This is a genomic window from Pseudomonas entomophila (assembly GCF_029193575.1).
GTDB classification, from domain to species: domain Bacteria; phylum Pseudomonadota; class Gammaproteobacteria; order Pseudomonadales; family Pseudomonadaceae; genus Aquipseudomonas; species Aquipseudomonas entomophila_G.
Map to the genome: position 1 here is coordinate 66,151 of NZ_JARGCS010000012.1, position 13,868 is coordinate 80,018.

At 66.7% G+C, this 13,868-nt stretch carries 12 protein-coding genes; 10 read left to right on the top strand and 2 right to left on the bottom strand.

What is annotated here, in order from left to right:
• Positions 1–36: 36 nt before the first annotated feature.
• Entirely contained in the window at positions 37–2,745 is a 2,709-nt protein-coding gene (gene mdeB, locus P0Y43_RS05100) for an alpha-ketoglutarate dehydrogenase (RefSeq protein ID WP_275636219.1), read from the top strand.
• A gap of 100 nt (positions 2,746–2,845) precedes the next feature.
• Positions 2,846–4,102, top strand: a complete 1,257-nt coding sequence (locus P0Y43_RS05105) for a dihydrolipoyllysine-residue acetyltransferase (RefSeq protein WP_275636220.1) — start codon at positions 2,846–2,848, stop codon at positions 4,100–4,102.
• A gap of 109 nt (positions 4,103–4,211) precedes the next feature.
• Here P0Y43_RS05105 and P0Y43_RS05110 read toward each other — a convergent pair whose 3' ends face one another.
• Complete coding sequence (locus P0Y43_RS05110) at positions 4,212–4,721, bottom strand: Lrp/AsnC family transcriptional regulator (protein WP_275636221.1); 510 nt, start codon at positions 4,719–4,721, stop codon at positions 4,212–4,214.
• A 191-nt stretch (positions 4,722–4,912) separates the two neighbouring features.
• On the opposite strand from P0Y43_RS05110, the gene P0Y43_RS05115 reads away from it, so the two are divergent.
• Positions 4,913–5,929: a 1-aminocyclopropane-1-carboxylate deaminase gene (locus P0Y43_RS05115; RefSeq protein ID WP_275636222.1), complete on the top strand. Its 1,017-nt coding sequence runs from the start codon at positions 4,913–4,915 to the stop codon at positions 5,927–5,929.
• A 94-nt stretch (positions 5,930–6,023) separates the two neighbouring features.
• Here P0Y43_RS05115 and P0Y43_RS05120 read toward each other — a convergent pair whose 3' ends face one another.
• The gene (locus tag P0Y43_RS05120) at positions 6,024–6,623 is read right to left on the bottom strand and encodes a CGNR zinc finger domain-containing protein (RefSeq protein WP_275636223.1); all 600 of its coding nucleotides are present in this window, start codon (positions 6,621–6,623) and stop codon (positions 6,024–6,026) included.
• A 369-nt stretch (positions 6,624–6,992) separates the two neighbouring features.
• Here P0Y43_RS05120 and P0Y43_RS05125 point away from each other — a divergent pair, with 369 nt between their 5' ends.
• From P0Y43_RS05125 to P0Y43_RS05155, 7 genes are read left to right on the top strand one after another with little or no spacing between them, the layout of a single operon-like run.
• Entirely contained in the window at positions 6,993–7,604 is a 612-nt protein-coding gene (locus tag P0Y43_RS05125) for a biotin transporter BioY (protein WP_275636224.1), read from the top strand.
• 48 nt (positions 7,605–7,652) lie between these two features.
• Positions 7,653–8,357 (top strand): energy-coupling factor ABC transporter ATP-binding protein, encoded by a 705-nt coding sequence (locus tag P0Y43_RS05130; RefSeq protein ID WP_275636225.1) that lies wholly within the window; start codon positions 7,653–7,655, stop codon positions 8,355–8,357.
• Positions 8,354–9,007 carry an energy-coupling factor transporter transmembrane component T family protein gene (locus P0Y43_RS05135; RefSeq protein ID WP_275636226.1) on the top strand — a complete coding sequence of 218 codons (654 nt, stop codon included), beginning with the start codon at positions 8,354–8,356 and terminating at the stop codon, positions 9,005–9,007. Before P0Y43_RS05130 ends, P0Y43_RS05135 begins: the two co-directional genes overlap by 4 nt.
• The gene (locus P0Y43_RS05140; protein ID WP_275636227.1) at positions 9,004–10,224 is read left to right on the top strand and encodes an acyl-CoA dehydrogenase family protein; all 1,221 of its coding nucleotides are present in this window, start codon (positions 9,004–9,006) and stop codon (positions 10,222–10,224) included. The genes P0Y43_RS05135 and P0Y43_RS05140 overlap by 4 nt, the downstream gene beginning before the upstream one ends.
• Before the next feature lie 57 nt (positions 10,225–10,281).
• Positions 10,282–11,127, top strand: coding sequence for an SDR family NAD(P)-dependent oxidoreductase (locus tag P0Y43_RS05145; RefSeq protein ID WP_275636228.1), 846 nt, complete (start codon positions 10,282–10,284; stop codon positions 11,125–11,127).
• Positions 11,124–12,461: an NtaA/DmoA family FMN-dependent monooxygenase gene (locus tag P0Y43_RS05150; protein ID WP_275636229.1), complete on the top strand. Its 1,338-nt coding sequence runs from the start codon at positions 11,124–11,126 to the stop codon at positions 12,459–12,461. Before P0Y43_RS05145 ends, P0Y43_RS05150 begins: the two co-directional genes overlap by 4 nt.
• The gene (locus tag P0Y43_RS05155) at positions 12,458–13,825 is read left to right on the top strand and encodes an LLM class flavin-dependent oxidoreductase (RefSeq protein ID WP_275636230.1); all 1,368 of its coding nucleotides are present in this window, start codon (positions 12,458–12,460) and stop codon (positions 13,823–13,825) included. The genes P0Y43_RS05150 and P0Y43_RS05155 overlap by 4 nt, the downstream gene beginning before the upstream one ends.
• Positions 13,826–13,868: the final 43 nt, after the last annotated feature.

Genomic DNA, 13,868 nt, shown 5'->3' on the forward strand with positions numbered 1-13,868 from the left:
TGCCTACAAGAACAACACCGAGGTCGAGTAGCTGTCATGAGCAAGCAACAAGCCGCTGTTCCGTTGACCGGTTCGCCCCAGGCGGACGACATCGATTCCCTTGAACTCGAAGAGTGGCGTGACGCGCTGCTGTCGCTGCTTGAGCACGATGGCCCCGAGCGGGCCAGGCAGGTGCTCGACCTGCTGGCGGCGCTGGCCCGTCGCGCGCCGATCGACTGGCAACCGCCCCACGGCACGCCGTACATCAACAGCATCAGCGTCGACCAGCAGCCGGTGTTCCCCGGCGACCTGGCCATCGAGGAGCGGTTGGCCTCGATCATGCGCTGGAACGCGCTGGCCATGGTGGTGCGCGCCAACCAGGCCTATGGCGAGCTGGGCGGCCACATCGCCAGCTACGCGAGCGCTGCCGACCTGTTCGAGGTGGGCTTCAACCACTTCTTCCGGGCCAGCGACCAGGCGGGTGGCTCGGACCTGGTGTTCTTCCAGCCGCACTCGGCGCCAGGCGTGTATGCCCGGGCTTTCCTCGAAGGGCGCCTGGAACAGCACAACCTGCACTACTACCGCCAGGAGATCAGTGCCCAGCGCGCGGGGGTGCAGGGTCTGTCGAGTTATCCACACCCCTGGCTGATGCCGGACTTCTGGCAGTTCCCCACCGGCTCCATGGGCATCGGCCCGATCAGCTCGATCTACCAGGCGCGCTTCATGCGCTACCTGCAACACCGTGGCCTGCAACAGACCGACGGGCGACGGGTGTGGGGCGTGTTCGGCGACGGCGAGATGGACGAGCCGGAAAGCATGTCGGCCCTGACCCTGGCCGCCCGCGAGCGCCTGGACAACCTGGTGTGGGTGGTCAACTGCAACCTGCAACGCCTGGACGGCCCGGTGCGTGGCAACGGGCGCATCATCGACGAGCTGGAAACCCTGTTCGCCGGCGCCGGCTGGCGGGTGATCAAGCTGGCCTGGGGCTCGGACTGGGACGGGCTGTTCGCCCGCGATGCGTCCGGCGAGCTGGTGCGGGCGTTGTCCAGCACCGTCGATGGCCAGTTGCAGACCTTCGCCGCCAAGGACGGGCGCTACAACCGCGAGCACTTCTTCGGCCAGAGCGAGGCGCTGGCGCGCCTGGCCCAGGGCTTGACCGACGAGCAGATCGACCGCCTCAAGCGCGGCGGCCACGACATGGTGAAGATCCACGCCGCGTATGCCGCCGCCCAGCACAGCGACGGCCGGCCGACGGTGATCCTGGCGCAGACCAAGAAGGGCTACGGCATGGGCGAGGCCGGCCAGGGCAAGATGACCACCCATCAGCAGAAGAAGCTCGACCGCGACGCGCTGATCGCCTTCCGCAACCGCTTCAACCTGCCGCTGAGCGACGCCCAGGTCGAGGCCCTGGAGTTCTACAAGCCCGCCGACGACAGCCACGAGATGCGCTACCTGCACGCCCGGCGCCAGGCGCTCGGCGGCTACCTGCCGGCGCGTCCGCGCCAGGCCGAGCCGCTGGCGGTGCCGGCGCTGGCCGGCTACGGCGCCTTCGCCACCCAGGCCGAGGGCAAGGAGATGTCCACCACCATGGCCTTCGTGCGCCTGCTCGGCGGGCTGCTCAAGGACAAGCAGCTCGGCCCGCGCGTGGTGCCGATCGTCGCCGACGAGGCGCGCACCTTCGGCATGGCCAACCTGTTCAAGCAGATCGGCATCTACTCCAGCGTTGGCCAGCAGTACGAGCCCGAGGACATCGGCTCGATACTTTGCTACCGCGAAGCGCTGGACGGGCAGATCCTCGAAGAGGGCATCAGCGAGGCCGGCGCCATCAGCTCGTGGGTGGCGGCGGCGACCAGCTATTCGGCCCACGGCCTGCCGATGCTGCCGTTCTACATCTACTACTCGATGTTCGGCTTCCAGCGCATCGGCGACCTGATCTGGGCCGCGGCCGACCAGCGCGCGCGGGGCTTCCTGCTTGGCGCCACCGCGGGGCGCACCACGCTTGGCGGTGAAGGCTTGCAGCACCAGGATGGCCACAGCCTGCTGCTGGCCGCCACCGTGCCCAACTGCCGGGCCTACGACCCGGCCTTCGCCGGCGAGTTCGCGGTGATCCTCGACCACGGCATGCGGCGCATGCTCGAACAGCAGCAGGACGAGTTCTACTACGTCACCCTGATGAACGAGAACTACCCGCAGCCGAGCCTGCCGCAGGGGGTCGAGGACGACATCATCCGTGGCCTGTACCGCCTGGAAAACCACGCGCTGGAAGGCGCCAAGGCGCAGGTTCGGCTGCTCGGCTCGGGCACCATCCTGCGCGAGGTGCAGGCCGCCGCGCAGTTGCTGGCGCAGGACTGGGGCGTGGCCTGCGAAGTGTGGAGCGCCACCAGTTTCAGCGAACTGGCCCGCGATGCCCGCGAGGTCGAGCGCTGGAACCGCCTGCACCCGCTGGAGCAGCCGCAGGTCAGCCACCTGTCGCGCTGCCTGCCCCAGGGCGCGCCGGTGATTGCCGCCACCGACTACGTCAGCGCCTGGCCGCACCTGGTGGCGCCGTACCTGCGCGACCGCTTCGTGGCGCTGGGCACCGATGGTTTCGGCCGCAGCGACAACCGCGAGCAACTGCGCGGCTTCTTCGAGGTCGACCGCCGCCAGGTGGTGTTGGCGGCGCTGTCGAGCCTGGTGGCCGAGGGTGCGCTGGCGGCGTCGGTGTGCGCCGAGGCCATCGCCCGCTACGGCATCGACGTCGACGCGCCAGCGCCGTGGCGCTGCTGACCGTCTGACCCCGCGACGGCGGCCCCCCGCCGTCGCTTCCTTTGCGTTTCTTACCGAGCGGTCGCCCGCGCGGCGACCTCGCTCGCATGGAGTAAAGCCAATGAGTGTTTCCCAGGACATCCGCGTGCCCGATATCGGCGACTTCAAGGAGGTCGTGGTGATCGAGCTGCTGGTCGCTGCCGGTGATGTGGTCAGCGACGGCCAGGGCTTGATCGTGGTCGAGACCGACAAGGCGGCGATGGAGATTCCCGCGCCCGGCGCCGGGGTGATTCGCGCGTTGCATGTGGCGGTGGGTGACAAGGTCAGCGAGGGCAGCCTGATCGGTGCGCTCGAAGGCGTCGCTGCCGTGCCGCCCGAGGCGCCGAAGGCCGAGCCGGTGATGGCCGAGCCGGTCAGCGTCGCGGTGCCGGTGCCGGTGCCGGTCGCCGAGGCCGCGCCGGCCCGGCAGGTCTCGGGCGAGCTGCCGTTCGCCTCGCCGTCGGTGCGCAAGCTGGGCCGCGAACTGGGCGTCGCGCTCGGCGGCATCCGTGGCAGCGGCCCGCGCGGGCGCATCACCAAGGCCGACGTGCACGCCCATGTGCAGGGGCGCATGACCCAGGAGGCGGCGCCCCGTGCCAGCGGCTTCGATGGCTTGTTGCCCTGGCCACAGGTGGACTTCGCCCGCTTCGGCCCGGTCGAACGCCAGCCGTTGTCGCGCATCCGCAAGCTCAGTGGCGCCAACCTGCACCGCAACTGGGTGAGCATCCCGCATGTCACCAACCACGACGATGCCGACATCACTGAACTGGAGGCCTTCCGCCAGAAGCTCAACCGCGAGTTCGCTGGCGATGGCACCAAGGTGACCCTGCTGGCGCTGCTGATGAAGGCGTGCAGCGTGGCGCTGGGCGAGTTCCCCACCTTCAACGCCAGCCTTGAGGGCGACGAGCTGGTGCTCAAGCGCTACTGCCATATCGGCTTCGCCGCCGACACCGCGCAGGGGCTGGTGGTGCCGGTGATCCGTGACGTCGAGCGCAAGGGCGTGCTGGCCATCGCTCGGGAGATGGCCGAACTGTCGGCCAAGGCGCGCGAGGGCAAGCTGGGCAGTGCCGAGATGAGTGGTGGGTGTTTCACGATTTCGTCGTTGGGGGGGATTGGCGGGAGCTATTTCACGCCGATCATCAATGCGCCCGAGGTGGCGATTCTCGGGGTCGGCAAGAGCCGCACGGTGGTGGCCTGGGAGGCGGGCGGGCCGGTGCCGCGGCTGATGTTGCCGTTGAGCCTGAGCTGGGACCATCGGGTGGTCGATGGGGCCGAGGCGGGGCGCTTCAATGCGTGCCTGGTGCGGTTGCTGGGGGATTATCGGCGGTTGCTGCTGTAGACCGCGTCGCCCCCATCGCGGGGCAAGCACGCTCCTACAGGTATGGCGCCGTCCTCATGGACAGCGGGGTACCTGGAGCGGGCTTGCCCCGCGATGGCCGCGCCGCGTTCTATAGCGGAATCCGCGTGGTCGACAGCACCTGCCGCAACCCCATGAACGAACGGATCTGCCGCACCCCCGGCAGGTACAGCAACTGCTCGGCGTGCAGCCGGTTGAAGCTGTTGCTGTCCTTGGTCCGCAGCAACATGAAGTAGTCGAACTCCCCCGTCACCACATGGCACTCCATGCACCCGGAGACCTTCTGCGCGGCCGCCTCGAACGCCGCGAACGACTCTGGTGTGGAGCGGTCCAGCACCACGCCGATCAGCACCACCATCCCCGCCTCCAGCGCCTCGTTGTCGAGCAGCGCGACGATCCCCTTGATCAGCCCCGCCTGCTTGAGCCGCTCGACCCGGCGCAGGCACGCCGGTGGGCTGAGCTTCACCTTGTCGGCCAGGGCCACGTTGGAGATCGACGCGTCCTGCTGCAGGGCGCGCAGGATGGCGCGGTCGGTGCGGTCAAGCGTGGTGGGCTCTGGCGCCTTTCCGGTGTTTCTGCTGCGTTCGTTTGTTGCTTTCATGGTGTTTTTTTCACAACAAAGGTTTGCGAGATTTGTCTTGGAGACATCAATAGTTCGCAAATGACCAGAAACTTGCAACCCCTGTTTTCGCGTTTTTTCTTAGCATGGTAGTCATCGAAGCCCGCCGATCAGGGCCGCTTTCAGCCTTCGCCACGGTGCTTGGATACCTCGAACAACAAGGAGCACACGCCATGAACCTGAGTCGCTACAAACGTTACCCGTTGACCTTCGGCCCGTCGCCGATCACCCCGCTCAAGCGCCTGAGCGCGCACCTGGGCGGCAAGGTCGAGCTGTACGCCAAGCGTGAGGACTGCAACAGCGGCCTGGCCTTCGGCGGTAACAAGACGCGCAAGCTGGAGTACCTGATTCCCGAGGCGCTCGAGCAAGGCTGCGACACCCTGGTGTCGATCGGCGGTATCCAGTCCAACCAGACCCGCCAGGTGGCTGCCGTGGCCGCGCACCTGGGCATGAAATGCGTGCTGGTGCAGGAGAATTGGGTGAACTATTCCGACGCCGTGTACGACCGCGTCGGCAACATCGAGATGTCGCGGATCATGGGCGCCGACGTGCGCCTGGACGCCGCCGGTTTCGACATCGGCATCCGCCCGAGCTGGGAACAGGCCATGGCCGATGTGCGCGCTGCAGGGGGCAAGCCGTTCCCGATCCCGGCCGGCTGCTCCGAGCACCCCTATGGCGGGCTGGGCTTCGTCGGCTTCGCTGAAGAGGTGCGCCAGCAGGAGGCCGAGTTGGGCTTCAAGTTCGACTACATCGTGGTCTGCTCGGTGACTGGCAGCACCCAGGCGGGCATGGTGGTGGGCTTCGCCGCCGATGGCCGCGCGCGCCGGGTGATCGGCGTCGACGCCTCGGCCAAGCCCGAGCAGACCCACGCGCAGATTCTGCGCATCGCCCGGCACACCGCCGAGCTGGTCGACCTGGGCCAGGAGATCACCGAGGAAGACGTGGTCCTCGACACCCGCTTCGCCTACCCGGAATACGGTCTGCCGAACGACGGCACGCTGGAGGCCATCCGCCTGTGCGGCCGCCTCGAAGGCGTGCTGACCGACCCGGTGTACGAAGGCAAGTCGATGCACGGGATGATCGAGATGGTGCGCCGTGGCGAGTTCCCGGAAGGCTCCAAGGTGCTGTATGCGCACCTGGGCGGGGTGCCGGCGCTCAATGCCTACAGCTTCCTGTTCCGCAACGGTTGAGGGGGTGGCCGCCTGACAAGGGGGCTTCTTCCTGGCCGACCTGCTGACCCCGAAACGCCCGATGCTTGCATCGGGCGTTTGTTTTTCTCGCAGGCTAGGGGCAATTGCCTTCTTCTTCCTGCTGCCGCTGGCGATAGCGCGCCGTCGCGTGCCGCGCCCCACAGTTGGTCGAGCACCAGTGCCGATCCCCGCGACGTGAGCGGTCGACGAAGATGACCGGGCAAATATGGCTGGCGCATTCGCGCACGCGCTCGGCGTGCTCCCCGGAAAACAGCTCGATGGCGTCGCGCGCCAGCATCGACAGCACCTGCGGCTGAGTGATGCGCACGGGCATCTGACGCGTGTGCCCGTCAGCGGCCAGCTGTGCCACCGGCACCGGGTGCTCGGCGTACTGGTTGATGGCCCGTACGTCGGTGGGCAGGGGGGCCACGCCTTTGACCCGGGCCTGCGCCAAGCCGTAGATCGCCCGACGCAGGTCACGCATCTGCTCGAGGTCATTGGCACTGACCGGCTCGGTCACCGGGGGGTAATTGATCTGTTGCAGCCAGTCGTTCCACACCTGGGCGTTCATGATTCGGTCATAACGCCGACGGGTCCATTCGCCGAAGGTTTCCACCAGGAAAAGCGCAGGCGTGCCGCTGCGAAAGTTGAAACGCAGATCTCGCTCGCTCAGGGCTGTACTTTCATCCGCCATTGCCGGTAGGGCCTCGCACTATTCGGGAGGGGCGTGGTGCTCCTTTGCCGCCTCTATTTTGTGATGGGTTATACCAATGACTTAAGGCTTCTATAAAGTGCATTGGGTTATTGGTTTGACTAATAACATATAGAGATTCTACAACACTTTCCAGTGATCCCCTGAGCCTTGACGATTCACGCCGACATATCCATTTTTCACCCGTTTATGTTGAGCGTTAAGGGGTTATAGCAAGGTATTTGAAAAAGGGAATAAAAATACACGGTGATATATTCATAGATCAAAACAATCCTTGCTCTGGATATTCAGCTGAGTAGCATCTGTAAGCGTTAGTGTATTAACCAATAACTAAGACTGCTGGATGTGCCCATGGCTGATTCTGTCGTTCCTGCTCCTGAAGGTTCCACTGCTGTGCGGCGTCCGCTGCTGCCTCGGGACCTGGCGCTGGTTGCCCTGTTCGCCGCGCTGATCGCCGCGCTCGGGTTGTTCGGCATCCTGCCGCTGGGCCCGGTGGCGATCACGGCGCAAACCCTGGGGGTGATGCTGGCCGGTACGTTGCTGGGGCCGCGCCGGGCGGTGCTGGCGGTGCTGTGCTTCCACGCGCTGACCCTGGCGGGGCTGCCGTTGTTGTCTGGCGGGCGGGGCGGGTTGGCGCCGCTGTTCGGGCCTTCGGCGGGCTTCCTGATCGGCTGGCTGCCCGGTGTCGCGGTGATCGCCTGGCTGGCGCCGCGCGCAGGCAAAGGGTATTCGGTTGGCCGCGCGCTGCTGGCCAATCTGCTCGGCGGCATCCTGGTGATCTATGCCCTGGGCCTGCCCGTTGCGGCCTGGCGCCTGGGCAGTGGGGTGAGCGCCTCGCTGCTGGCGGCCGTGGAGTTCCTGCCCGGCGACCTGATCAAGGCGGTCATCGCCGCGCTGATCGGCCGCTCCGTGTTTCGTGCCTTCCCGATCCCTCCTGCGGGCCTGCGCCGGGGTGAGTCCTGAATCCGCACCGTGTTCCTGTTTCCGTAATCGAATCTCGAGGTAATGCCGGTGATTTCCATCCGTAACCTGAGTCATCGCTATGGCGATTGGCCCGTCCTGTACGACATCAACCTCGAATTGAAGGAAAAGCGCATCGCGCTGATTGGTGCCAACGGCAGTGGCAAGTCCACCTTGGCGCGCATGTTCAACGGTCTGTTGCTGGCGCAGCAGGGCGAGGTGTTGGTGAATGGCGTCGACGTTCGGCGCAAGCCCATCGAGGCGCGCCAGCAGGTAGGGTTCATCTTCTCCGACGCCGACAGCCAGATCATCATGCCGACCGTCGCCGAGGACGTTGCCCTGGGCCTGCGTCGCTTCGGCTACGACAAGCCGCGCCAGCAGCGTGAGGTGAGCGCGCTGCTGCAACGCTTTGGCCTGCAGCAGCATGCCGAGCACTCCGCGCACCTGCTGTCGGGGGGGCAGAAGCAGATGCTCGCGTTGGCCTCGGTGCTGGCCACCCAGCCACGGATCCTGATCTGCGACGAGCCGACCACGCTGCTCGACCTGCACAACGTGAACCTGTTCGTCGATACCCTGCGTCAGCTGGAGCAGCAGGTGATCCTGCTGACCCACCAGTTGGAGATCATCGAGGACTTCGACCGGGTGCTGGTGATCGACAAGGGCCGTGTGCACTTCGACGGAGCGCCGGCCGAGGCGGTCGAGCGATACAAGCGCCTGGTACGGGCGCGGCGCATTCCACAGGAGCTCTCGGCATGATGGGGCTGTTCAAGGCTGGCGACTCCTGGCTGCATCGTCTGGCGCCTGGCTGGAAGTTTCTCGGCCTGTTGGCGTTGACCACGGGCGTGTCCCTGACCCCGCTGTTGTCTGGGCAATTGGCGTGGCTTGCCGGGGTGCTGGCGTTGTACCTGCTGGCCGGGCTGGGGTTGCGCCCGGCGTGGTCGGGGTTGTTGGCGCTGTCGCCTTTCCTGGTGCTGATCGTGCTGGTGCAGTGGCTGACCACCCGCTGGCAGACTGGTGCCTGGTTAGCGTTGAGCATGTACAACGCGATCCTGTTGGCCGGTTTGCTGACGTTGAGCACACGGGTGTCGAGCATGCTCACGCTGTTCGAGCGCCTGTTGCGGCCCTTGGCCCGCTTCGGGCTGGACACCTGGAAGGTGAGCCTGGTCCTCGCGCTGACCATCCGCCTGATCCCCACCGTCACCCGCGCCATCGACATCGCCCGTGACGCCTGCAAGGCCCGTGGCTTTGGCCGCCCAGGCCTGCGCATCATCCTGCCGGTGCTGGTGCGGCTGATCCGCGAAAGCGAGGCCATCGGTGATGCCATTGCGGCCAGGGGCCTGGAGGCCGACCCAGCGCTGGGCGTCGCCGAGCCGACCGTCAACCGTGTCAGGGGGCTGGCAGGATGAGCGCAGTCCACATCATTCGTGATGAGCGCGAAGTAACGGGCATTCTCGATCGGTTGGTGCCGTTGATTGCCGAAGGTGCCGTCGCGCGCGACGCGACGGGCGAATTGCCGACGCATGCCATCGAAACGATTGCTGCCAGCGGGTTGCTGGCGCTGAACGTGCCACGCCAGTTCGGCGGCGTGCAAGCCAGCGCCGTGAGCATTGCCCAGGTCTATCGCCGGATCGCGGCGGCGGACCCGAGCGTGGCGCAGATCTTCCAGCCGCATTTTGCCGCCCTCGACGCCCTGGGGCGGGTCGGCACCGAACGACAACAGGCGTTCTTCTTCGCGGAGGCGTTGCAAGGCGCGTGGTTCGGCAACGGCACCACGGAAATCGGTGTGAAGCGCGGCTACGAGCATTTCCAGACGCACCTGGAGGAGGTTTCACCGGGAGGTGACTACCTGCTCACCGGACGTAAGTACTACAGCACCGGCGCCGTCCATGCGCGCTGGATCGCCGTGATGGCCAAGGACCCCCAGGCGCGCATCGGCGTGGCCTATGTGCAGCGCCAGGCAGCGGGGGTCAGGGTCGAGCAGGACTGGAACGGCTTCGGCCAGCGTGGCACCAGCAGTGGCACCAGCACCTTCGAGCGGGTGGAGGTGCCACGCTGGCGGGTGGTCGAACGCTGGCGCCTGTTCGAGCGCCCGCAGAGCCATGGCGCCTTCGGCCAGTTGCACCATATCGGGCTGGACCTGGGCATCCTCGACGCTGCCTTGCAGGACGCCGTCGACTACGTCCGCCACCGTTCCCGGCCTTCGAGCGAGTCACCGTTCGCCAGCAACAGCGAAGACCCGGTGGTGCTTCAGGCGTTCGGGCGCTTCTCGATCGGACAGCGTGCCGCGGCGGCCTTGCTTGAAGAGGCCGCGCGTACCTACGACCGGCTCGACCCGCTGCTGCGCGACCCAGGCACCGACCCTGCGCAGGCTGCCGACGCGGCGGCGCAGATTTCGCTGGCGGTGGCGGCCGCCAAGGCGTTCGCCGCTGAGCAGGCGGTCACCCTCAGCAGCGCCGTGTTCGAATGGATGGGCGCAGGCGGTACCGCCCGGCCGCTGGGGCTGGACCGCCACTGGCGCAACACCCGAACCCATTCGTTGCACGACCCGGCGCGTTGGAAGATCCATCACCTGGGCAACTACCTGCTCAACGGTGCACTGCCGCCTAACAACGGCATTCTCTAGAACCTTTCACTCACGATCATCGATAACGCCTCTTCAATGGGGTTGGGGGAATTTTGCATGGCAGTCTGGCTTGTCACGGGAACCAGCAGAGGGTTGGGGCAGCATCTGGTGCGGGAGCTGCTTGCCGACGGGCACCAGGTCGCGGCGATTTCGCGGGGCTCGGCCAGTGGTGGGAACAATCACCCGGCTTTGCTCGAGTTGGTGGCCGACCTGACCGTGCCGGCGCAAGTCGCCGCTGCGGTGAGCGCCACCCTTGAGCGCTTCGGGCACATCGACACGGTATTGAACAACGCCGGCAGAGGCTTGCTGGGGGCCATCGAAGAGGCCAGCGATGCCGAGGCGCGCGAGGTGTTCGAGTTGAACCTGCATGGCCCATTGAATGTGCTTCGCGCGGTGTTGCCTGGCTTTCGCGCCCGCCGCGCCGGCAACGTGGTGAACATCAGTTCGTTGGCTGGACAGTCCGGCGCGGCGTCCTGGGGGCTGTATTCGGCGAGCAAGTTCGCCCTGGAAGGGCTGAGCGAGGCGTTGGCCAAGGAGACCGCCGCGCTGGGCGTGAAGGTGCTGATCGTCGAGCCGGGCATCCTGCGGACCGAGTTTCTCGAAGACCAGTCGCTGCTGACCAGCCAGGCGCGCATCGACGACTACGAGGCGAGCGCTGGCACGGCCCGGCGTAGCCTTGCCGGCAACCGAGGGCAGCAGCCAGGCGACCCGCGCCTCGCGGCGCGGCGGATCATCGACCAGGTCGTCGCCGGCCTGCCCGACAACGGCCTGGCGTCGCGGTTGATCCTGGGCTCCGATGCCGCGCGGGTCATCAGCGCCAAGCTGGCGCTGCTCACCGAGCAGGTGGCGGCCAGCGCTCCCCTTGCCGGCAGCATCGATTTCGAGCGCGGGCCTGCCGCATGAGCCGTCGTCGGCACATGCACCTGGCGCTGGTGATCGGCGACGCCGGCTTTCACCAGGCTGCCTGGCGCCAGCCAGGCAGCGGCGCGGAGCACTTGTGCGACCTGGGGTTTTTCCAGCGCTTGGCCGAGCGCGCCGAGCGGGCGGTCGTCGACAGCCTGTTCGTCGCCGATGTCGCCGGGTTTGACCCACAGTCGCATGCCAGTTGGCCGACCAACCAATTCGAACCCCTGACGCTGCTGGCCGCACTGGCGGCGGTGACCTCACGGGTCGGCCTGATCGCGACGCTTTCGACGACCTACACACCGGCCTACACCCTGGCGCGGCAGGTGCTCTCGCTGGACCATCTGAGCAGGGGCAGGGCGGGCGTGAACATCGTGACCTCCAGGGGCGGGCAGCACCTGTATGGGCTCGATGAATTGCCTGCGCATTCGGCCCGCTACCAGCGCGCAGCCGAGTCGTTGGACGCGGCGCGGGCGTTGTGGGATGGCTGGGAGCCAGGAGCGGTGCTGCTCGACCGGGCAGCAGGGCGCTACGGCGACCCGCAGCGGATCCACGAAGTCGATTACCAGGGTGAGCACGTCCGCCTGCGCGGCGCGCTGCCCAGCCCACGTTCCCTGCAGGGGAGGCCGGTGGTCGTGCAGGCCGGTGCCTCGGAGGAAGGCCGTGAGCTGGCCGCGCGGTATGCCGATGTGGTGTTCACCATGCAAGGTGATGCCGAGCATGCCGCGTCCTTCTATCGCGACCTCAAGCAACGTGCCCGTGCCCATGGCCGGGACCCGGAGCAACTGCGGGTGCTGCAAGGCGTCACGCCCATCACTGCGGCGACCGAAGAGGCGGCGATCGAGCAACAACGCCGCTTGGCCCAGCTCACCGACCAGGGGCAGGCGTTGCGACGCTTGTCTGGCCTGCTCAACCACATCGACTGCAGCGGCCTGCCGCTGGATCAGCCGCTGCCGCCAGCGTTGCAAGCGCAGGCCCGACAGGCCGAGCCCAGTACCGCCGCCAATGAACTGCTCGAACTGATCGCTCGGCAACGCCCCTTGGGCGATGTGTTGCAGCGGCTGGTCAGCTCTCGTGGGCACTGGACGCCCGTCGGCAGCCACGCGCAGATCGCCGAGCAGTTGCAGGCACGCTTCGAGGCCGGTGCCACCGACGGCTATGTCGTGCTGCCTGCCGACCTGCTCGGTTCGCTCGATGGGCTGCTGGAGCATGTCATCCCCCAACTGCAACAACGCCAGGTGCTGCGTAGCCACTACGCGGGCAGCACCTTGCGTGAACACCTCGATCTTGCGTTGCCAGCCTGGCAACCCCCTGTTCAAGGAACACACCCATGAGCGACCTGTCCTGCGGCCGCGGCCCCAACGAGCTGTTCTTCAACGCCTTCGAGCAAAACTGCGTTTCACTGGCCTATCACGGCGTCTGGGCGCACCCGGATTCCAAGCGTTTCGACTACACCCGCCCACGCTTCTGGACCGACCTGGCCAAGACCCTGGAGCGTGGCGGCTTCGACAGCATCTTCCTGGCCGACGTGGTCGGGGTGCACGACCTTTACCGGGGGGGCTACCAGACCTCGGTCGACCAGGCCATGCAGACGCCCGGCGGCGATCCCAGCGTGCTCATCCCGCTGATGAGCGCCGTCACCGAGCACCTGGGGTTCGTCTTCACCCAGTCGATCCTGCAAGAGCCGCCGTTCAATTTCGCCAGGCGTATCTCCACCCTCGATCACATCACCGAGGGACGGGTGGGTTGGAACATCGTCACCTCGCACCTGGCCAGCGCCGCGCGCAACCTCGGCTGGGGCGACCTGCCAGAACACGACACCCGTTACGCCATGGCCGCGGAGTACCTGGAGGTGTGCGGTCGGCTCTGGCAGCACAGCTGGGAAGACGGCGCGGTGCTACGCGACAAGGCCAACCGCCGCTACGCCGACGCCTCCAAGGTGCACCGCATCGACTACCAGGGGCAGTACTACCAGGTGCCTGGGCCGCACCTGTCAGAGCCATCGCCGCAGCGTACCCCGGTGCTGTTCCAGGCCGGCTCTTCGGAAGCCGGCCGGCAGTTCGCGGCCCGCAACGCCGAGGCGATCTTCCTTGACTCGACGACGCCGCTGGGGGCCCAGCAGATCATTGCCGATGTGCGCCGTCGGGCCCTGGCGTCGGGCCGTGACCCCTCGAACATCCTGTTCTTCCAGGGCCTGACGTTCGTCGTCGGTGGCAGTGACGAAGAGGCGCGGGCCAAGGATGCCAGCTACCGCGAGTTCCTCAACGAAGAGGCCTTCGCCGCACAGTTGAGCAGTGCGGCAGGCCAGGATATTTCGGCGGTCGACCTCGATACCCCGCTGGAGCGTATCCGTACCAATACCCAGCAAGGCTGGCTCAACAGCCTGCGCCAGTCGGCGCCCGACCAGAAGTGGACGTTGGGGCAGGTGCTGCTTTGGCGCCGCAACCGGCAGATCGTCGGCTGCCCCGAACGGCTCGCCGATGAGCTGCAGAAGTGGAAGGACGCCGGTGTCGACGGCATCAACGTCACCTACGTGATCTCGCCTGGCAGCTTCGAGGACTTCACTGACGGCCTGGCTCCCGAGCTGAGAAAACGCGGACTGCTCAAGCAGCATTACCGCCCTGGCACCTTGCGTCAGAAGCTGTTCGGCAACGGTGACCGGCTGCCGGGCGATCACCCGGTGAGCCACCGCCCTTAATCCCATGAAGGCCAGGGAGGCCAGAACGCCAACCTTCCATCTT